Origin of the sequence: Streptomyces sp. NPDC006365 (assembly GCF_042870755.1) — a bacterium.
Lineage (GTDB): Bacteria > Actinomycetota > Actinomycetes > Streptomycetales > Streptomycetaceae > Streptomyces > Streptomyces xiangluensis.
Genome location: NZ_JBIAHS010000013.1, coordinates 1 through 18,676 on the forward strand (window position 1 = coordinate 1; position 18,676 = coordinate 18,676).

18 protein-coding genes are annotated in these 18,676 nt (G+C 70.9%); 14 read left to right on the forward strand and 4 right to left on the reverse strand.

What is annotated here, in order from left to right:
• The coding region (locus ACFYO0_RS29930; protein ID WP_388682282.1) for a sensor histidine kinase at positions 1-496 on the forward strand (496 nt) is incomplete at its 5' end.
• Positions 497-526: 30 nt separating this feature from the next.
• Here the strand turns inward: ACFYO0_RS29930 and ACFYO0_RS29935 are convergent.
• On the reverse strand, positions 527-1,186 hold the full coding sequence (locus tag ACFYO0_RS29935) for a TAXI family TRAP transporter solute-binding subunit (protein ID WP_388682686.1): 660 nt from the start codon (positions 1,184-1,186) through the stop codon (positions 527-529).
• Here ACFYO0_RS29935 and ACFYO0_RS29940 point away from each other — a divergent pair.
• Positions 1,112-1,375 carry a hypothetical protein gene (locus ACFYO0_RS29940; RefSeq protein WP_388682688.1) on the forward strand — a complete coding sequence of 88 codons (264 nt, stop codon included), beginning with the start codon at positions 1,112-1,114 and terminating at the stop codon, positions 1,373-1,375. The two genes, ACFYO0_RS29935 and ACFYO0_RS29940, sit on opposite strands and share 75 nt — an antisense overlap.
• A 914-nt stretch (positions 1,376-2,289) precedes the next feature.
• On the opposite strand, the gene ACFYO0_RS29945 is transcribed toward ACFYO0_RS29940, so the two are convergent.
• The 3 genes from ACFYO0_RS29945 to ACFYO0_RS29955 are packed head-to-tail and all read right to left on the reverse strand — an operon-like array spanning position 2,290 to position 6,813.
• A complete protein-coding gene (locus tag ACFYO0_RS29945; protein WP_388682285.1) occupies positions 2,290-3,948 on the reverse strand; it encodes an FAD-binding oxidoreductase in 1,659 nt (552 codons plus the stop codon).
• 14 nt (positions 3,949-3,962) lie between these two features.
• Entirely contained in the window at positions 3,963-5,540 is a 1,578-nt protein-coding gene (locus tag ACFYO0_RS29950; protein ID WP_388682288.1) for an FAD-dependent monooxygenase, read from the reverse strand.
• Between the two features lie 10 nt (positions 5,541-5,550).
• A complete protein-coding gene (locus ACFYO0_RS29955) occupies positions 5,551-6,813 on the reverse strand; it encodes a Cmx/CmrA family chloramphenicol efflux MFS transporter (RefSeq protein ID WP_388682291.1) in 1,263 nt (420 codons plus the stop codon).
• A gap of 399 nt (positions 6,814-7,212) precedes the next feature.
• Between ACFYO0_RS29955 and ACFYO0_RS29960 the strand changes: the two genes are divergently transcribed.
• The 12 genes from ACFYO0_RS29960 to ACFYO0_RS30015 all read left to right on the forward strand — a co-directional run bounded on the left by ACFYO0_RS29960 (position 7,213) and on the right by ACFYO0_RS30015 (position 18,109).
• Positions 7,213-7,797, forward strand: coding sequence for a TetR/AcrR family transcriptional regulator (locus ACFYO0_RS29960; RefSeq protein ID WP_388682293.1), 585 nt, complete (start codon positions 7,213-7,215; stop codon positions 7,795-7,797).
• Positions 7,798-7,884: 87 nt separating this feature from the next.
• Positions 7,885-8,685 (forward strand): cupin domain-containing protein, encoded by an 801-nt coding sequence (locus tag ACFYO0_RS29965; RefSeq protein ID WP_388682296.1) that lies wholly within the window; start codon positions 7,885-7,887, stop codon positions 8,683-8,685.
• A 22-nt stretch (positions 8,686-8,707) separates the two neighbouring features.
• Positions 8,708-9,148 (forward strand): luciferase family protein, encoded by a 441-nt coding sequence (locus tag ACFYO0_RS29970; RefSeq protein WP_388682299.1) that lies wholly within the window; start codon positions 8,708-8,710, stop codon positions 9,146-9,148.
• A 70-nt stretch (positions 9,149-9,218) separates the two neighbouring features.
• Complete coding sequence (locus ACFYO0_RS29975; protein WP_388682302.1) at positions 9,219-9,986, forward strand: oxidoreductase; 768 nt, start codon at positions 9,219-9,221, stop codon at positions 9,984-9,986.
• Positions 9,987-10,984: 998 nt separating this feature from the next.
• Positions 10,985-11,170: a 4-oxalocrotonate tautomerase family protein gene (locus tag ACFYO0_RS29980; protein ID WP_388682304.1), complete on the forward strand. Its 186-nt coding sequence runs from the start codon at positions 10,985-10,987 to the stop codon at positions 11,168-11,170.
• A gap of 87 nt (positions 11,171-11,257) precedes the next feature.
• Positions 11,258-12,394, forward strand: coding sequence for an asparagine synthetase B family protein (locus tag ACFYO0_RS29985; protein WP_388682306.1), 1,137 nt, complete (start codon positions 11,258-11,260; stop codon positions 12,392-12,394).
• Entirely contained in the window at positions 12,358-13,080 is a 723-nt protein-coding gene (locus tag ACFYO0_RS29990) for an asparagine synthase-related protein (protein WP_388682690.1), read from the forward strand. The genes ACFYO0_RS29985 and ACFYO0_RS29990 overlap by 37 nt, the downstream gene beginning before the upstream one ends.
• On the forward strand, positions 13,077-14,141 hold the full coding sequence (locus ACFYO0_RS29995) for a PrpF domain-containing protein (protein WP_388682307.1): 1,065 nt from the start codon (positions 13,077-13,079) through the stop codon (positions 14,139-14,141). Before ACFYO0_RS29990 ends, ACFYO0_RS29995 begins: the two co-directional genes overlap by 4 nt.
• Positions 14,120-15,259, forward strand: a complete 1,140-nt coding sequence (locus tag ACFYO0_RS30000) for an acyl-CoA dehydrogenase family protein (RefSeq protein WP_388682310.1) — start codon at positions 14,120-14,122, stop codon at positions 15,257-15,259. The genes ACFYO0_RS29995 and ACFYO0_RS30000 overlap by 22 nt, the downstream gene beginning before the upstream one ends.
• A complete protein-coding gene (locus tag ACFYO0_RS30005) occupies positions 15,256-16,767 on the forward strand; it encodes a dihydroorotase family protein (protein ID WP_388682312.1) in 1,512 nt (503 codons plus the stop codon). Before ACFYO0_RS30000 ends, ACFYO0_RS30005 begins: the two co-directional genes overlap by 4 nt.
• Positions 16,768-16,865: 98 nt before the next feature.
• Entirely contained in the window at positions 16,866-17,366 is a 501-nt protein-coding gene (locus ACFYO0_RS30010; protein WP_388682314.1) for a flavin reductase family protein, read from the forward strand.
• A complete protein-coding gene (locus ACFYO0_RS30015; RefSeq protein WP_388682315.1) occupies positions 17,363-18,109 on the forward strand; it encodes a DsbA family protein in 747 nt (248 codons plus the stop codon). Before ACFYO0_RS30010 ends, ACFYO0_RS30015 begins: the two co-directional genes overlap by 4 nt.
• Positions 18,110-18,676 lie beyond the last annotated feature (567 nt).

The following is an 18,676-nucleotide window of genomic DNA, read 5'->3' on the forward strand; positions in this document are numbered from 1 at the left end:
CGAGGCGGAACGCGCACAGGTCGACGTCTCAGCCGTGGTGAGACACCGGGTCGACGCCTGGCGGGCCGCCTTCGCCGGCGCGGGCGTCCCGCTCACCACGCAGATCCCCGACGGGGTGAGCGCCCTGTCCCTTCCCGACTCCCTCGACCACGCACTCGACACCCTGCTCGACAACGCCCTCAAGTTCGGCGACGGCGCACCGGTCGACGTCTCGGTTCACCGCCAACCTGTCGGGGAAGCCGCGGGGACGGTGGATGTGACGGTACGGGATGCCGGTCCGGGCCTGACCGCGGAGGAACTCTCCCAGGCGGGCGGGAGGTTCTGGCGTAGCACACGTCACCAGAACGTCCGCGGCACGGGGCTCGGCCTCGCGCTCACCCGCATGGTGGTGGAGGCGGGCGGCGGCGAGCTGCTCCTGGCAGCCGCGCGGCCGCACGGACTGTCCGCCACCGTACGGCTGCCCGCCGCTCCCGCACTCCCCGGCGACCCGGTGTGACGGGAGCCGGTGACGGGCCCCTGCAAGCGGTCAGGGATGTGACTCGCGGTACCACCGGGCGGCGCCGGGGTGCAGCTCCAGCGGGTGGGTGGCGATCGCTGTACGCCGGTCGAGGCGACGGGCCTCCGGGTGCGCCCCGATGAGCTGTGACTGTCCCTCGAACAGCAGCCGTGTCAGCCAGTACGCCTCCGAGTCCGGCATGTCCCGTCGTACGACAAGGAAGTTCGGCACGCTCACCGTGGTCACCGCGCTCTGCGCCCCGTAGACGACGGCTGGCACGGTGGTCTCGGTGTAGAGCTCGCCGTAGGACCGGGTGAGCTCCCCGACCACGCCGCCGAGGTCGACGAGGCGGATCGTGGTGCTCCGGCGGAGATCGGTGATCGCCCCGGTCGGCAGGCCACCGCTCCAGAAGAAGGCGTCGATCCGCCCCTCTGCCAGGGCGGTCGCCGACTCGCGCACATCCAGCCGCAGCGAGGCCAGGTCACCGTCGGGGGAGAGCCCGGCGACCTTCAGGATGCGTTCGGCGATCAGCGCTGTTCCGGATCCCTCGGCGCCGTCTTCGCGTTCGATATCACCACTGACTTCCGCACCAGGCTCTTCCCCGGCTCCCAGCGTCTGATCGAACTTGCCGATCGCCTGGAGACTTTGCAGGTCGAGGCGATGTGCTGGTGCGGTGCTCGGGCCACGCACAATGCGCGCACCGTGGGTGGAGAGATGGTCGTCGAGGGGGAGCAGGTCGTCGTGGGCGACGTGGCCAAGTCGGCGGCGGAGGTCGGGTACGAGGTGCTCTGCCGACGTCATCACCGCAGGCGGATGACGAGCGCCGCGGCGCGGGCAGCGGTGCTTTCGCCGGATGTGCTGCCAGTCACCGCCACTTGACCTCTGGCCGGCGAGAAGCGCGTCGGCTTGCTTGTCGGCCGCGCTGGCCATGGGGGAGCGAGCGTTGGGGAGTGGGAGGCTCTGGGCCGTGGGCTCGGGAAAGTGGCCTTGGCCGCAGGTTCGAGTCCTGGGCGGGAGCCACAATCAAGGGTTGGTTGTGTCGCACCCGCTGTGACTGCGGAGATTCGCTCGTCGTGACGATGTCGGCACATCTGCCGAAGACGCGTGTCGGTTGATGTTCGGCATCGGGAACTGCGTCAGCGCCCGGTCTCGGCCGAGTCGCTGCGCAAGGAATTGCGGGTCGGTGCGGACCGATCAAGGCAGTTGGTGGCTTTGGTGCGCGCGAGCCGTAACGGCGGTGCGCGAGGATGAGAGCGTGGGGCATTGGTCGCCCTCCTCGCCCTCGCAACCTTGGTCCTCCCCGAGACGCGGCCGTATTACGAGCCCCCTTCCTGCCGGTGAGCGGCCTCGAGTGAGCCCCGCCCGGGCTCCGTGTGGAGGTGCCACGCATATCCGTCAGCGGGGCTGGCGGTCGCGGCCGAGGAAGGTGAGGAGCCGGCGGTGGACGGGGGCGCTCGCCGGGACGGGGCCTGACTTCGTGTTGGACGTAGGAGCCAGGCATCGAACAGCCGGGGGACGGGCCGTCCGGCCCGACCTCGATCTTCCGCTGCCCTGGCAGAACAATTGAAGGCAATCGGTACCACGAGATGCTGGCGTCAGCTTAGGGGTTGCTGTGTGGGGGCTGGGGTGGGGGCGTTGCTGGAAGGAGGGGCGCCACGGGGAGGGTGGACACCCACGACCAAGGGCGTTCACGGACTGTCGCCTGTGAACGCCCTTCGCCACATGATCAGCACGGATGGTTCGATCGTCAGCCATTTTCCACGCGAGTCGCGCCCGCACACGCGCCTGGAGTGTCAGGGCTCTACGGACAGGGAGTGGTGGAAGAAGCCGGACGGGTCCCACAGCCGCTTGGTCTGCTGGAGGCGCTGGTAGTTGTCTCCGTAGTAGAGGGTGTGCCACGGGATGCCGGACCGGTTGCGGTGAGGGTCCCTCAGGTCCGTGTCGGGGTAGTTGATGTAGCAGCCCTGGTAGCGCTCCCCAGGTGCCGGTACGCCGCCCGCAGCGTGGAAGAAGTCCTCGTACAGCTCCCGGACCCAGCGGATGTTCGCCTCGTCCTGTGCCGGATCCCCCCAGAAGGACTGGAACAGCATCTTGAAGGCCGAGGAGCGCTGGACACTGGCCGTCTCGCTGGGGGAGATGGCATTCACTCGGCCTCCGAAGGAGAGCAGGACGACCATGGCGTCCGGGTTGGCGTGCGCCTCAGACGTGAGGTGGTGGTGGAGGGTCGCGACCTGATGGTCGTCCAAACCGGTCCGCATGTACGCCGACTTGTGGTCGGCGCGCAAAGAAGGGTGGGTGAGAGTGGGGTTGCTGGTACCGAGCAACCGGGTCGCGTTCAGCCAGGGCAGGCGCCGTGGGGTGGCCAGGTGGGGCATCGCGGCCAGATCGCCGGACGGCTTGGACAGGGCGGTCGCCGTCAGGCCGGTGCCGGCGGTGATGGCCTTGAGGAAGTTGATGAGCAGTTTGTCGGCGTCGGGGGCGCCGGCGTCCACCTGCGTGAACAGGTCCAGGGTGCCGTGCGCCCGGTGACAGAGGTTGAACACCGAACTGAGCGCGCGGCTCGGGGAGTCCGGCGCGCTGTTGGCCTTGTGCCAGGCCCCGTAGTTGCGCAGCAGCCGGCCGAACCGCTGTTCGTTCAGCTGCTCCCACGGGAACGACAGCGCGCTGACCAGCACGCCCGCGGGCGGCCGTACGAGCTGCCGGTCCGGCTCGGCTCCCCGCGCCCCGGGCGAGCGGAACCAGTAGCGGGTGACCAGGCCGAAGTTGCCGCCACCGCCGCCGGTGTGGGCCCACCACAGGTCGCGGTGGGGGTCGTCCTCCTCGCGGGTCGCCACGACGGTGCGCACCCCGCCCGACCGGTCCACCACCACGACCTCCACGGCGTACAGGTGGTCCACCACCAGTCCGTGCGCGCGGGAGAGCATGCCGTAGCCGCCACCGGCCACATGCCCGCCGGCGCCGACGCTGTAGCACATGCCGCCGGGCAGGGTGACGCCCCAGCCCTTGAACAGCGTCTCGTACACGTTCAGCAGCCGGGCGCCAGGCTCCACCGCGAAGGCGCGCATGGACGGGTCGTACGACACGTCCGTCATCTCGGAGAAGTCGAGCAGTACCTCGACCCCGGGATTGCAGACCAGGTCGGCGAAGCAGTGCCCACCGCTGCGTACGGAAACCTTCTTGCCGTCGTCGACGGCCCGCCGCAGGGCCGACTCGGCGTCCGCGGCCGATCGGATCACCCTGAAGTACTCGGGCCTGGCGACGAAGCGCTGGTTGTTGCCGGTGGTCAGCGTCGCGTACCTGAGGTCACCGGACCGTATGGCCGCCCCGTGGCCGGTGTCGGTGGTGCCGGACGGGGCGGCCTGCGCCGGACGGGGCGACAGCGCGGCCACCGAGGCTGCGCCGGCGAGCGTGCCAACACGGGTGATCAGCGTGCGGCGGTCTGTTCCACTCATCTGTTCCCTCTCTGTCATGCCCGGCCCGGGCACGGGTCGTGTTCGGGAGCGGCTGACGTCTGATCAGGTCGAAGGAGTTCAGGCACATGTGCCGCCGGTGGTCCGAGCCACCTGGTCAGGCCCTCGGCAAGACCGGCCGAAGTCGCCGTGCCATGCTCGGCGGCCCAGGCCACGTAACCGTCGGGCCTGCACAGCAGGGCCTCGGCGGGCCAGTCCGGCGGCGGGCCACCGCGCAGACGTACGGAGTTCAGCCGGCCCCGCCAGCCGAGGGCCGTACGGTCCAGCGCGCCCTCGGCTTCGGGCGTGAGCACCAGCAAGGGCCGTCCCGTGCCGAGCAGTTCGGCCACCGTGTGGTCGCCGGTGTCGGTCGCAAGCCGATGGTTCGGCAGGAAACGACCCGCCCACGGGTGCGGGCAGGAGGGGACGGCGTACGCCACACTCTGCCCGCTGATCTCGTCGGCCACCCGCCGGCCCGCCTCCGGAACCCGGATGATTTCCGCGAGGAAGGCGGACGGCGGACCGTCCTCGGCGCTCGGGTCCATCAGCCAGGCCTGGACCCGGGTGTTGGCGATGACGCGCTCGGCCACGGGGCGACGTTCCGTCCCGTAGGTGCCAAGGAGGTTCGGTGTGGTGTGGCCGCGGACCACCGACGCGAGCTTCCAGCCGAGGTTGACCGCGTCCTGGATCCCGGTGTTCAGCCCCTGGCCTCCCAGCGGGGCGTGGATGTGCGCGGCGTCGCCGGCGAGCATGACGCGCCCGCTGCGGTAGGCGTCGGCCAGCCGGGAGAAGTCGCTGAACCGCGACAGGTGGACGGGCTGGTCCATCGGCACGTCGCGGCTCAGGATGCGCTCCGTCACCCGGCGCAGCCCCGCCAGCGTGACCTGCTCCCGCCGCGGGGGCAGCGGCCGGGAGAAGTCATGCGTGAGGACCCGGCTGTGCCCGTACGGATTGACGTTGATCAGCGTCCAGCCGCCCTCGCCGCGCGTCCAGCCGTCCGGGACGGCCGCCGGTTCGGCCAGCCGGACGCTGCCGATCAGACCGCTGAAGGTCGCCGGTGTCTCGGTGACCGGGAACCCGGCCTGCGTCCGGACCACACTGCGGGCACCGTCACAGCCGGCCACGTAGTCCGCGTCGAAGGTGCGGGTCCCGTCGCCGGTGAGGGCGGTGACCTGTACCGACCGCTCGGACGACCGCACTTCGCAGACCGTGTGGTCCCGCAGGACGACGGCACCGGCCTCCTGGGCCCGTGCTGCAAAGGTCTCCTCCAGTGCCGACTGGGGGACGCCGAGGATGGGCGGGCCCTCGGCCGTGGGTGCCGAGATGTGCAGCAGGGGCCTGCCGGCGAAGTGGAAGACGGCGGAACGCAGTGCGCGCGGGTCCCCGGGGTCCGGCACGCTGAGGTAGCCGCGGCGCAGCAGGGTCTGCACGGTGCGGGCGTGCAGCGTGCCGGCCCGCGGCACGTCCCGCGGTGTGGTCCCGGCCTCCAGCACCACGGTGTGGACGCCGCGTTCGGCCAGTTCCGCGGCGAGCAGCATGCCGACGGGGCCTCCGCCCACGACGAGCACCTGTGCCCTTTCTGCCGACGACTTCACCGTGTGCTCCTCACCGGGAGGACCGCTCGGCGGTGGTGGCGGCCGGCCGGAGCTCGTCGGCGATCCCGGCCTCCGCCTCCGTCACGGGTGCCTCGCGGGCGGTCCGGTCGGCCACCGGCGAGCGGCGGCGCTCGACGGCGTCGACGGCGCTGCCGGCCAGGGCTGTGATCAGTGCGCAACCGGCGAAGGCCATCGCGACCCAGCTCGGCGAGAGGTAACCGTGGCCGGCGCTGATGGCCAGTCCGGCGGCCCACGGCCCGACCGCGTTGCCGATGTTGAACGCCGAGATGTTGCCGGCGCTGGCCAGGGTCGCCGCGCCCTTGGCCTCGTTCAGGACCCGGGTCTGCAGGCCCGGGTTGATGAGGAAACCGGCCACACCGAACACGATCAGCGTGGCGGTCATCAGGACCTTGTTGTGCGCGGTGACGGAGAACGCCGCGAGGGACACACCGAGGACGACCATGCCAACCCACAGGGTGCGCATCAGGTTCATGTCGGCGAACCGACCGCCGAGCACGCTGCCGCAGAGGGTGCCCACACCGAACAGGACGAGGAGGACGGGCACGACTCCCTCGGAGAAGCCCGTCACGTCGGTCAGCAGCGGCGCGATGTACGAGTAGCAGCCGAACAGCGCGGCCTGGCTGAGTGCCGTGGTCGCGAGTCCCAGCCACACCCGGCCGCTGCGGAAGGCCGCCAGTTCGTCGCGGACGCTCGCCTCCTCGGTGGAACGGTGGGGCGGTACGAGGGTGATGACGCCGATCAGCCCGATCAGGGCCAGTCCGTTGACGACCCAGAACGGGGCCCGCCAGCCCCACTCCTGCCCGAGGAAGGCGCCCAGCGGCACACCGGCGATGGTCGCGATGGTGAGTCCGCCGAACATGATCGCGATGGCGCTCGCCCGCTTCGACGGCGCTACGAGATCCGCGGCCACCACGGCGCCGATACCGAAGAAGGCGCTCTGTGCGACGGCGGTCACCACGCGGGCCACCAGGAGCACCTCGTAGGTCTGTGCGGTCGCCGCCATGACCTGGCCCGCGAGGAACACGACGAGCAGTACGACGAGGGTGGTCTTCTTCGGCAGCCGCGTCGAGAGCAGCGCCACCGCCGGCGCGCCGACGGCCGCACCCACGGCGAACGCCGAGATGAGGAGTCCGGCGGCGGGGATGGAGACCCCGAAGGACTGGGCCAGCTCCGGGAGGAGCCCGGCGATCATGAATTCGGTCGTGCCCAGACTGAAGATCGTCAGACCGAGTACGAAGAGTGCGATTGGCACAGCGAACGCTCCAAACGGGCGTGGCGGAAGGAGGAGCCCCCCACGGGGCGCTACGGAGTGCCACGTCGGGCCACATCGGTGGTCCTCCACCTGGCGCTGAACGCCGGAATGCCGCGATGAAGCGCGCGATTTCCGGGGGATGTGGCCGCCGGTGATGGAGCGGCCGGAGTGAGCGGCGGACCGTGCGACGGGCTCGTAGACCCGCGGAATCCTCCAGCGATACGTCGACCACGCTAATCATTCAGGGACGATCGGTCCAGTAAGAGGCCCACTTTCAGACAGTCGAGCGGCACATAAAAGCCGCATTGCTCGTCAAAACGCTTGAGAACTGGCCGAACAAGGGCTCGCCGAGCGATCGCTTTCTTGACTGACCGGTCCAGCGCTGTCTACGTTCGGGACATGACGAGACAGCGCGGCTTCGCAGAGGACGAGGCCCTGCTCAAGATCATGCAGGTGTTCTGGACGAAAGGGTTCGAGGCGACCTCGGTTTCGGACCTGTGTGAGGCGACCGGTCTGGGACGCGGTTCTCTCTACGCCGCCTTCGGGACCAAACAGGAGGTGTATGAACGTTCGCTGCGCCGCTATGTCGACGTCACGAACCGGCGCCTGCGGGACCAGTTGGCCCGCCAGGTGCCCATCCGTCAGGTCATACGCGACCTGTTGACGGAGCGCGTCGAGGACTCGCTGTCGGCACAGGATCGCCCCGGCTGTCTGCTGGTCGGAGCGATCGTCGAGCGGGCCGCGCACGACCCGACGGCGGCGCGCATCGCGCATGACGCGATGAGCGCGACGCAGGCCGCCTTCGCCTCGGCCCTGCACGCCGCCAGGGCATCCGGCGAGCTCCCCGGCGGGGCGGACGTGGCGAGCATCTCCGCGTTCTTCACCACGATGGTGCAGGGACTGCGCGTGATGAGCATCTCCGTCCCGGACCGGGACCTGCTCACCTCGATCATCGACACCGCGCTGGAGGCACTGCCCGAGTGACGGGCCCCAGCGCCGCATAGTCCGTACACAGCCGAGCGGGCACAGGCCGGCCCGGGGCCCGCCCCTGCCCGCTCGGGAAAGGAACGCATGTCTGCCAACGACGCCAAGGGCTGCATCATCCGGCGGTCCGAGTTCGTGTTCTCGTCCTTCGACTGGGGGGCCGTCGCCGAACCGGTGGGGCCCGCCATGGGCGCCGAACTGGTCAAGCTCAACGTCGTGGAGATCGCTCCGGGGGCCGTGTGGCGGCTGGGGTGGGCCTTCGAGGAGGAGAACACCGTGGTCGTCCTCGACGGGACCGGCCATGGCGATATCACTGGAGAAAGGTTTCGGCTGGGGCGTGGTTCCTCGGTCTACTCACCCACCGGCAAGACCCTGGAGCTGGCCGCCGGCGACGAAGGCATGACGGCCTACGTCTGGCGCACCAAGTTGGACGGCGGCGAGACGTGGGCGGCCTCGCCCAAGCTCGCCGGGGCCCTCAGCGACGACGACGTCCAGCTGCGCGGCTTCTCGGGCATCGGCGAGGCGCCCACCGAGGGCGAGGGCGCGGTCATGAACTTCGTCTTCTGGCCCGGCACCGGCAGCCCCCGGCTGTGCCTGCACTGCGGTGTGCAGCAGCCCGGACAGACGTTCAACGTGCACGTCCACCCGGACAGCGAGGAGGCGTTCATCGCCTTCCAGGGCGTCGGCCAGCTCTACATGTACGACCAGTGGAACGACGTCGAGCCCGGAGACGTGCTGTTCGCCCCGCCGGGCGTGCCGCACGGTGCCCGCAAGCCGGGCGGCGACGGGCCGGACACCGCCGAGTTCATCACCTGCGGCGGCCCGACCCCCTTCGATTCCGCCCTGTACCGCGCCGCGGGTGTGTCCGCGGACGTACAGGCCGTCTGAGACCCCGACAGGAGAAGTCCCCGTGAACCTTCCCGACAGGCCGGGACCCGCCCCGCGTACCAGGGGCCCCGTCCCGCACGGCCAACTGGACCAGGTGGCCCCCACTCCGCTGCAGGAGGAACTCTGGCAGCGCATGCGCTCGCTGAGCGGGGTCTATCTGGCTCCCACCCACGTCCCGTACCCGGAGGCGCGCGCGATCCACCTCGCGCCCGAGTTCGGGACCGGCCCGGACGACGCGTTCATCCGCAACAGCCGGGAGTTCGCCCACCAGCACCCGCCCCAGGACGGGAGCGTGCACCTCACCCTTCCCGAGGACACCAAGAAGCTGGTGACCGAGGCCGGTTGGGGCATCCCGCACCCCATCCAGAACACCGAGCTGGTCTTCGGACCGCGCGACCGCGACGAGATCGAGGTGGTCTGGCAGATCCTCCTCGCCTCCTACGGCTACGCCCGGGGCCGCTGAGTCACAGGACCGGCCCCTCTCCCGGGACCTCCCGGGTACCTACCGACACGCATTTCAAGGAGTTCAACCGATGACGGTGAAGACAGCTGTGGTGACCGGCGCGAGCAAGGGCATCGGGCTCGCGGTGACCCGCGCTCTGGAAGAGGACGGCTTCAAGGTCGTCGGCGCGGCGCGCACCATCACCCCCGAGCTGAAGGAGGCCGCGTCCCTGACCGTCTCCGTCGACCTGTCCACACCCGAGGGACCGGCCGAACTCATCAGGCAGGCCCAGGAGGGCGTGGGCGCCATCGACGTCCTCGTCAACAACGTCGGCGCCTTCTCGCCGAGGACCAGCGGCTTCGCCGCGATCGACGACGCGGAGTGGCAGAGCACGTTCGAGCTGAACTTCTTCGGCGTCGTACGCACCGTTCGCGCCGCGCTGCCGCAGCTGATCGAGCGTCAGGGCGCCATTGTCAACGTCTCGTCCGCCCGTGCGCGCGGCCCCCAGCCGCCGACCGTGGACTACGGCGCCGCGAAGGCCGCCCTGACCAACTTCAGCAAGGCCCTGTCCATGGAACTCGGCCCGAAGGGCGTCCGGGTGAACACCGTCTCCCCCGGCCCGACCCGCACCCCGGCCTGGCTCGACTCCGACGGCTTCGGCGCCGGCCTGGCGGCCGCCTCGGGCAAGAGCCTCGAGGAGTTCCTCGAGGGCTTCCCGGCCGCCGCCGGCCTGACCACCGGCCGGCTCACCGAGCCGGAGGAGGTCGCCGAGGTCGTCCGCATGCTCGCGAACGGACGCACCCGCGCGCTCAACGGCGCCGACCTGGTTGTCGACGGCGGACAGCTCAAGACGGTCTGACGCCCCATGAGCCTGGCCCACCCGGGCCAGGCTCAGCCGTGTCCGGGCAGGCCTGGAGCGGAGGTGTGTGGCCGTACGTCCAAGGCGACGGTCCGGCTGCGGGCCCCAGGGCCGGGTCTCCGCCCGGGCACCGGGTCCGCACCTCGCAAGGGCGGCGGCATCGCGGCCCTGCCCAGGCACGCATGACCCCGGACGCGTCCGCACCGCCGGTACCGCTACCGGCACGCATCGCCCCGCGTGCAGGCCCCGCCGCCGGCACCCGCACGACGAGCCCGCCACGGGCACGGGCACGGCGCCCCGCCTGAGCAAGAGACCGGGGCCGTGCGCGGGCACAGGCACGACGGTCTCCGACCGGACACAAGGCCCACCACCCGAACCCCACGAACCCGCACCCGCCCCGTCGCGTGCCCCACTGATCCGCCCGCGGCGCGCCCGGCGCCGGCCCGGCGTCAGGACCTGTCCGGACCGGGGTGCCCACGACCGGAATTCCGGAATCCGCCCGGACCCGGCACCGCCAAGCGAAACTTCATATCGCGTTTCCCACGTCAGACCGACTCGAAAATGCGGCCGGCCTGCCGTTTTCGCATGCCCGAAAACTGTCAGGTAAAAGGAATGGAAAAAGACAGGATCAAGTTGCTGACGGTTCTGCCGATGTGCTTCCGTGTAGTAGTCGGCGCGGCAAGGTCAGACGTTCCGCGAAGGCGGCTCCCATTTCTGGGAGAACCCGCGGCCAAAGGGGGTCGCTGCGCGGGAAAGGCAGCCCGAGGGCGTGCGAACACCTCGAGCGTAATCCGGGGGATCAATGACATTCACGCTGATCGCAGCGGTTTGAGGCTGGCGCCATACCAGTCGACAAATGACGCCTGACCTCTCTTCGCCTCGCAGGGCCCCTGCTCACCCACGCCTTCGCAGGGCCCCTGCTCACCCACGCCTTCGCAGGTAGCAGAGACGCTGCCGCCCACACTCCGACGTTACCCCACAGTAGTAAGGATAGGCATATGCCCGTAGTCACCATCGACTGGTGGTCCGGAAGCAACGAGGATGGGCGACGAGAAGCAGTCAACGAGATTTCGTCCACCGTTTCCCGCATTGCCGAATGCCCGCTGGAAGCTGTCACTGTCATTATCCGCGAAGTCGAGACCAGCTACTGGGGCAAGGGGGGAAAGCTGGCTTCCGAGCTCTAGAAAATACGCGCCGTGAAGGCGCCTGTCACCCGTTCGACCGACGTTCTCCCTGAGCACAGCCATTTCCAAAGGTTCGGTGATCCAGTCATGTGCAGGATATTCGGCCACTTCGATGCCGAAGCGACCCCCCACGAACTGAAGTCCGTCGCCGCGCTCCAGCGGCACGGCGGCCCCGACGCGCAGACCCAGGCCGCCGGTGCCGGATGGGCACTGGGCAACAACCGACTCGCGATCATGGACCTCGACGGTGGCGACCAGCCGTACCGGCTGGGCGAGGACATCGTCGCGGTGTTCAACGGCGAGATCTACAACCACCAGGAGCTGCGGGACCGGCTCTCCGCCAAGGGCCACCGCTTTGCGGACACCTGCGACGGCTCCGTCATCCCCGCCCTCTACGCCGAGTACGGGATGCGGTTCCCCGAGCAGCTCGACGGCATGTACTCCGTCGCCCTCGTCGACCTGCGCGACGAGCCGACCCTGGTCCTCGCGGCCGACGACGTCGGCATGAAGCCTCTCTACTACCACTGGGAGGCCTCCTCGCGGCACCTGTACTTCTCCTCCGAGCTGCCGGCGCTGCTGTCCTTCCGCAACGTCGCCGCGCGTCCCTGGGACGCCGGTCTTGACGCCTATCTGGCGACCAGGACGCCGTTCGGCGAGCAGACGATGTTCGAGGGGATCAGCGTGCTGCCGCCCGCGGCGACCGCCCGCGTCACCCTCTCGGCCGGTCTGCACATCACCCGCCGCGAGGTGACCCGGCCCGTCGGCACGCCCGCCGACGAGGCGGAGGCCACACAGCAGGTGCGCGACCGGCTGCGGGACGAGGTGCACCGGCTCACCCTGGCCGACGTACCCGTCGCCACCATCACCAGCGGCGGACTCGACTCCAGCCTCGTGACGGCCCTGGCCGCGGAGAAGGTCCGTGACCTCCACACCTTCAACATCGCCTACCGCGGAACCTGGCCGTCGGACGAGCGCGCGTTCGCCCGGGAAGTGGCCGAGCGCTGCGGTACGCGCTACCACCAGATCGAGCTCGACCCTGCGTCGTTCCCGTCCCTGCTGTCGGACGTGGTCTGGCACCTGGGCCAGCCCAACGCCGACCCGATCACTCTGAGCACCTACGCGCTGTTCGCCTCGGTCCGCGACGCGGGCGCTTCAAGGTCGCCCTCACCGGAGACGCGGCCGACGAGCTGTTCGGCGGCTACGACCGCATCAGGAAGGCGGTGAGCGCCCCGTCCGGCACCGACTGGGTGACGCCGTACGTCGACGCGCTGGCCGCCGTGCCGAAGTCCCTGCGTGAATCCCTGTACTCCCCGGAGTACAGCGCCTTCGTCTCCGCCAGTGGATCGTCCTCCGACCTCATCGCGGAGCACCTGCGTGCCGCGCCGGGCGACACCCTGGAGGTCCTGACGGACTTCGAGATCGGCAGCCGCCTGCCCGCCTACCACCTGCGCCGCGTCGACCACCTGAGCATGTCGGCCTCCGTGGAGGTGCGGCTGCCGTTCTGCCAGCCCAGCGTCGTCCAGTACGCCCGCTCCCTGCCGCGGGATCTGAAGATCGCGCCCGGCAAGGGCAAGAAGGTCCTGTACTCGGCGGCCGAGGGCCTGCTGCCGGACTCCGTGCTGAACCGTCCCAAGCAGCCGTTCACCCTGCCGATCACCGCCATGTTGCGGCCCGGCCAGCCGCTGATGGACTTCGCCCGCGACGCGCTGTCCGCCGACCGGCTGCGCAGCCGCGGCCAGCTCGACCCGCAGCGTGTCGACGCCCTCTTCGAGACCCAGGCCAGCGCCCCCAACGACCAGGCGGCCATGGCCATCTGGTCGCTGATGGTCCACGAGCTGTGGCTCGAGCAGTTCTGCGGACCGCCCGCGTCCGTGACCACCGGCGAACGCGCTCTGGAGGGGCTGAAGTGATCGGCCACATAGCGCACGTGGAAGGCGCCCCCACTCCCACCGTCGTACTGGACGCCACACGGCTGCCGGGCGAGGAGGCCCAGCTGCGTCCCGTGCTCACGGTGGCCCGCGAGTGGCTGGCCGGCAACGGCCAGGCGCACGTCCTCAAGATGGCGTTGGTGTCCCCGTCCGACCACCCGCTGTTCGACCTGGACTACCGGTTCGTCCAGGCGTTGCCCGACGCCCTGGACAGCTTCGACTTCCGGGGCAGTTGCGGCCACTCCATCCTCGCCTCGGTGGTCTGCGCCGAGGAGCGGGGCTGGCTGCCCCGGCTCGCCCCCGGCGGGCGGGTTCGGGTGCGGGTGCTCAACAACGGCGACCACGTGGTCTGCGAGGTGGACGAGGCACGGCGCCGCAGCGGCAGCTTCACGGTGCACTTCCTCCAGGACGCCGGCGTGCGGATGCGGGACCTGCTGCTCACCGGCCGGCCCACGGACCAGTTACCCACCGACTCCGGCGTGTACGAGGCGTCGCTGGTCTCCATGGGCAACCCGTACGTCTTCGTCGATGCCCGGGAGCTCGGCATCACCGGTGAGCAGGAGCTGTTCGGCGCCGGCGACGAGGTGTACGAGCGCCTGCTGCGGATCCGCGAGGCAGCGGCCGACATGCTCCACTGGCCCCGCAGCGGGGCCTTCCCGAAGGTCGCCGCCCTCGGCGCCTACGAGCCGGGCCGCCTGACGGTGCGTGCCGTGTCCGTGCCCAAATGGCACCCCAGCGTGGCCCTGACCGGCACGATCTGCCTGGCGGCGGCCGCGGGGGTCCCCGGTGCGCTGCCCGCGCGGCTGGCCCGGCAGGCCGGGCTGAACGACAGCGTGGTCGAGATCGCCACAGCCTCCGGCGACACCGCCGCCAAGGCGTTCGTCACCCCCGCGCCAGACGGCTCCGGCGACGGTTCCGACGACGTACTCCAGTGGGTCAGCGTCAGCCGCAAGCTGGCCCGTCTCACCAGCCCGGCGGACATCACCCCGCTGCGCGACTACCGATACCAGGAGGACTCCGCATGCCTGCCACTGACAGTCTGACGCCCGTTCCCTCCCACGAGGAGCTCGCCGAGCGCTACGCCCCGCTGCTGGACGTCGTCCGCGCGGCGGCCGCGGAGGCCGACGAGGCCGGGGAACTGCCGCCGCAGGTCTTCGCGGCCCTGCGCTCCTCCGGGATCCTGGGTGCCGCGATCGCGGTGGAACACGGGGGCCTCGGCGGTGACGCGGTCCTGACCAACCGGCTGATCGAACTGGTCGCGGCGGCCGACCCGTCCCTGGCCATCATCCTCTTCCAGCACTACGCGGTGAGTGCCAGGATCGGCGAGTGGGGGTCCGTCGAGCAGCGGGGCGGCTACCTCCCCCTGCTGGCGAGCGGCGAGTGGATCGCCGCCTCCGCCTGGAGCGAGAGCGGCGCCGGAGCGGACAAGCGCAACCTGTCGACGAAGGCCCGGCGCAGCGGTGACGGCTGGGTGCTGGACGGCGCCAAGACGTTCACCACCGGAGCCGGGATCGCCCAGCTCTACCTGGTGCTCGCCCAGTCCTCCGAGCCCGGTGACACGGACAGCACCTACGGCAGCGACGGGCAGACCTTCTTCCTCGTCGAGTCCGGCACTCCGGGGCTGGTCGCCGACACCGGCATGGACCTGGTGGGCATGCGCGCCTCCGCCACGGGCTTCGTGGAACTGCACGAATGCCAGGTGGACTCCGGCTCCGTCCTCGGCCCGGTCGGCCGGGCGACGTCCATCATCGCCGGTGTCCGCGAGTCGGGCGCCACCCTCGGCGCGGTGTCGACCGGCATCGCCGAGTCCGCCTACCGCCTGGTCATGGCGCACGCCGAGCGCCGGGGCCTGGCCCGGCAGCAGGCCGCCCGGCACCGGCTCGTCGACCTCGGCGCCCGGGTCGAGGCGGCGCGGGCCCTGGTCGAGCGGGCCGGCCGCAAGGACGCGGACGACCCGGGGACCACCACGCTGTACAGCAAGGTCATAGCCTCCACCGTCTCGGAGGAGGTGTGCCAGGAGGCCCTGCGGCTGCTGGGCAGCGCTGGTTTCCTGCGCGGCCACCAGCTCAACAAGCTGGCACGCGACGCACGTGCCGTCGGCCTGATGGGCCCGACCAACGATCTGTGCCGGGACCTGGTGAGCGCGGGATGGGCCCGGTGAACGACAGCAAGGCGGAGAACATGACCTCGACCACGACAGGGCCGGGCGCCGTGCCGGCCGACGGATTCGACCTGCACATCACCAACGCGCGGGTGGTCACCCCACAGGGGGTGGTCGGCGCCGGGGTCGCCGTGCGCGGCGGGCGTATCGCCGCGGTCACCGCGAGCGGGGCCGCGCCGCTCGCCCGCCGTACCCTCGACGCCCAGGGCCGCTACCTGCTGCCCGGCGCGATCGACTCGCACGTCCACTTCCGGACGCCCGGTCTGACGTACAAGGAGGACTGGGCCCACGGAAGCCGTGCGGCGGCGGCCGGCGGTGTCACCACGGTCATCGACATGCCCAACACCCAGCCGCCGCTGACCGATCCCGGCGAGGCGGAGGGCAAGGCCGCGCTGATCGACGGCGAGTCGCTGGTGGACTACCGGTTCCACTTCGGTGTCACCGAGTCCACCGTGGAGAACCTGCACCGGCTCACCCCCCGCGAGGCCACGTCCGTCAAGGTCTTCATGACGGGCCACCACACGGCTCCGCACGTCATCCGGGACCCGCTGGTTCTCGACCGGATCTTCGCGATCGCCGCGGAGCGCGGCCTCAGGCTGGTGCTGCACGCGGAGGACGACGCGGTCTTCTCCCTCCTGGACGACCTCAAGGGCCCCCCGGCCGGATACGGCGACTACGAGCCCTCCCGGCCGCGGAGCGGGGGCATCGTGGCGGCGGCCAAGGTGATCGAACTGGTCCGCAGGCACGGCACCTCCGTGCACGTCGTGCACGTCTCCTCCGCCGAGGAGTCCGAACTGCTGCGGGCCGCGCACCACGCCGGACTGCCCGTCACCCACGAGGTGACGGCCCATCACCTGTCGTTCTCGGCCGACGACACGCAGCGGCTGGGCGCCCGTATCCGGCTCAGCCCCGCCATCCGCACCGTCGCCGACCAGAGCCGGCTGTGGCGGGGCCTGGTCGACGGGGCGGTGGCCACGATCGGCAGCGACCACGCACCGCACACCATCGAGGAGAAGTCGAGGTCCGTACAGGACTCGCCGCCCGGACTGCCCGGCGTGCAGGAACTGGTCACCGCGGTCTTCACGGGCATGCGCCGCCGGTTCCCGGAGATGCCCCTGGACGAGGTGATGACCCGCGTCGCCGGCTTCAGCTCGCAGCGGCCCGCCGAGCTGTTCGGCATCGCTGGACGCAAGGGCCGTGTCGCGCCCGGATACGACGCCGACCTGGCCCTCTTCGACCCGGAAGCCATCTGGATCATGTCCGCCGCCGACGCGCACGCCAAGTGCGGCTGGTCGGCCTACGAGGGCTGGACCTTCACCGGACGCCCCGACGTCACCGTGCGCCGCGGCGAGGTGATCTACGACGGGCGCGGTCACGACCCGGTCTTCGGCACGCCGAGCGGTGTCTGGCTGGAGGCCGAGCCGAGCGTCCGGCCCGTCGGCGGAGCGGGCGCCGCACCGCGGGCCGACGGAGGTGAGACGCCGGACGCCAGCCCCGCACTTGTCTGACCCCAGCCCGCGGTCCGGGCGGGCGGGCCGCCGCCCCGCGGCACGGCGGCCCGCCCGGGCCCCGCGTACGGCCGACCGCCAGAAGGAGTGGAGACCCGATGCCTCTCGACACCACCGATTTCACCCAGGCCCTGGCCCGTGTCCCGGGCCCCGTCACCGTCGTCACCACCGTCAGCCCGTCCGGGCAGTCCTGGGGGTTCACGGCGAGTTCGTTCAGCTCCCTGTCCCTCAGTCCGCCGCTGGTCCTCGTGTGCCTGGACAAGGCCGCCAGCACCCACCAGGCGTTCCTCGAGGCCGACCGTTTCCTCATCAACGTGCTGTCCGAGGAACAGTCCGATGTCGCCCTGCGCTTCGCCAAGTCGGGCACCGACCGGTTCGCCGCGGGTGACATGGCGCCGTGCGAACTCGGGCTGCCCGGCCTGCCCAGGGCGTCGGCCCGGCTGGCCTGCTCGATGCACGACATCGCCGACGGCGGCGACCACAGCATCCTGATCGGCCGCGCGGAGGCGGCCCACACCGGCGGCGGGATGCCACTGGTCTACTGCGACCGGACCTTCGCCCGGCCCGCCCCAGCCGATCCAGCCCTGGCCGCCCGATGACCCCGCTCGCGGCACCGAAGCCGTCCACCGAGCCCCTGGTCGGGCGTACGCCCGACGTACCGCACCTCGCGGCGGCGGACGGCACCGTGGTGGTCTACTCCGACATCGGCTGCCCGTGGGCCACCCTGGCCCTGCACCACCTGAGGAGGGCCATCAGGCGGGCGGAGGCCCCGCTCGCCATCGACCACCGGGCCTTCCCCCTGGAGCTGTTCAACTCCAGGCCGACGCCTAAGGAGATCCTGGACCCCGAGGTGGCCGCGGTGGCCGAACGGGAACCGGCGCTGGGCTGGACGGGGTGGCAGGCACCGCCGTCCACGTACCCGGACACCACGCTGCCTGCCATGGAGGCGGTCCAGGCCGCCAAGGATCCCCGGATCGGTGGGCTGGAGGGCAGCGATCAGCTCGACGAGGCGCTGCGCACCGCCTTCTACTCCGAATCCCGGTGCGTCAGCGTGCACTCCGAACTGATCGCCGTCGCCCGTCGCTGCTCCTTGGTGGACAGCGACGCCCTCGACGACGCGCTGCGCTCGGGGACGAACCGCCGAGCGCTGTTCACGCAGTGGGAGATATCGGCCACGGACGCCGTCCGGGGCAGCCCGCACCTCTTCCTGGTCGACGGGACGAGCTATCACAATCCAGGCATAGCTTTCGGTTGGCCGGACGGTGAACCGCGCCCGGTCATCCACGCGTACCAGCCACAGGTGTGGGACCGGCTCGTCGCCCTGGCAGTGACGGCCCGCTGACAGCCGCGGCCGGGCACGCCGTATGTGGACGCGCCCGGCCGCCGCGGCCGTTCACCGGCCGGTCCCTCCCGTCCGCGGCAGCAGCACACTCACTCGAATGAGCAGCTTCACGGGCGGGGCGAGCAGGCCCGGTTCGACTTCGCCCGGCCCTGAGCCGCCTTGACCGTTGGTCCCCGACTGGTCCCCAGGAATGACCAAGAGGCCGTATCGGCATGCCCCGATACGGCCTCTGACCTGCTGCTCCGCAAGTCGGGACGCCAGGATTTGAACCTGCGACCTCTTGACACCCAGAAGCTGAGGCGCAGGTCAGAGTGAACCGCTGACTCCGGGATCGGTGGAGCCTCCGGACTGCCCTGAGCCGAGGCCGAACAGGGGTGCTGAGGCCCCTCATCGCGCGGCTGGACCCCGCCACCCAACCGTGGCCCGGTTGTCTTCGCGGGTGGGGTCGGTGATCAGCTCGCGTAGGAGTTCTACGGTGGTGGCGTCGACGATGCGGTAGTGGCGGACGCGGGTGTGGGTGTCCGCGTCGCGGCTGTGGGCGGGTCGGGCCTTGGGCAGGGTGGTGTA

Excerpts from the sequence above, each read along its gene's own strand:
- ACFYO0_RS29965 (WP_388682296.1), top strand. The coding sequence starts at position 7,885 with ATGTCTGCCAACGACGCCAAGGGCTGCATCATCCGGCGGTCCGAGTTC.
- ACFYO0_RS29980 (WP_388682304.1), top strand. The coding sequence starts at position 10,985 with ATGCCCGTAGTCACCATCGACTGGTGGTCCGGAAGCAACGAGGATGGG.
- ACFYO0_RS29960 (WP_388682293.1), top strand. The coding sequence starts at position 7,213 with ATGACGAGACAGCGCGGCTTCGCAGAGGACGAGGCCCTGCTCAAGATC.
- ACFYO0_RS30015 (WP_388682315.1), top strand. The coding sequence starts at position 17,363 with ATGACCCCGCTCGCGGCACCGAAGCCGTCCACCGAGCCCCTGGTCGGG.
- ACFYO0_RS29985 (WP_388682306.1), top strand. The coding sequence starts at position 11,258 with ATGTGCAGGATATTCGGCCACTTCGATGCCGAAGCGACCCCCCACGAA.
- ACFYO0_RS29975 (WP_388682302.1), top strand. The coding sequence starts at position 9,219 with ATGACGGTGAAGACAGCTGTGGTGACCGGCGCGAGCAAGGGCATCGGG.
- ACFYO0_RS30010 (WP_388682314.1), top strand. The coding sequence starts at position 16,866 with ATGCCTCTCGACACCACCGATTTCACCCAGGCCCTGGCCCGTGTCCCG.
- ACFYO0_RS30000 (WP_388682310.1), top strand. The coding sequence starts at position 14,120 with ATGCCTGCCACTGACAGTCTGACGCCCGTTCCCTCCCACGAGGAGCTC.
- ACFYO0_RS29945 (WP_388682285.1), bottom strand. The coding sequence starts at position 3,948 with ATGAGTGGAACAGACCGCCGCACGCTGATCACCCGTGTTGGCACGCTC.